The 710-nt window shown below is 65.8% G+C and carries 1 pseudogene; it reads left to right on the top strand.

Going from position 1 to position 710, the window contains the following annotated elements:
* Window positions 1–417, top strand: a pseudogene (locus tag F6Q13_RS18725) (hypothetical protein); the annotation flags it as partial.
* Window positions 418–710 lie beyond the last annotated feature (293 nt).

Consider the following 710-nt stretch of genomic DNA (forward strand, 5'->3'; position numbering starts at 1 on the left):
GTCAAGGTCGCCGGGCGGTCATCCGCGCCCAATCACCACCGCATCTTCGCGTCAGACAACAGCAGTAGCCGATCATCGCTACAGGGCGAGACAGGATGGCCATTTTCCGTGACTATGACGATCGCATCCCTGCGGGGGTGCGCTGATACTGACCAGGTGGACAGCAAGCCGGATCCAGGCGCTCGGGCACGACGGCGCACGGTCACCGCCGAGTACAAGGCCCGTATCCTCGACGAGTACGATGCGCTGCCGGCCTGTTCGTCCGAGCGTGGTGCACTTCTGCGGGGCGAAGGCCTGTACAGCTCGCACATCGCCGAATGGCGCAAGGCCCGCGATGCCGGTGCCCGAGCCGGGCTGACGCCCAAGGGGAAGCCCAAACGCAGCGCTGAGCAGGTCGAGCTGGACAAGCTGCGCTGACGCACCAAGGCGCTCGAAGCCGAGCTGAGCCGCACCAAGCTAGCCTTGGAGATCACGGGAAAAGCACACGCGCTCTTGGAGATGCTCTCCGAGAGCGCGGATTTCGAGCCGAAGTCGAAGCCGTGATCGGCGAGCACCTGCCCGCCCTGGAGGCGGCGACGTCGACGAAGCGGGTATGTGAATTGCTGGGCGCATCACGGGCCACGCTTTATCGGCGCCGCAACCCAGCACCACGGCCGATTCCACGAGGCGCTCCATTCGCCGGGTCGACACCCCGAGCAGGTAGCAGGTGG

Origin of the sequence: Mycobacterium sp. (assembly GCF_008709575.1) — a bacterium.
Classification (GTDB): Bacteria; Actinomycetota; Actinomycetes; order Mycobacteriales; family Mycobacteriaceae; genus Mycobacterium.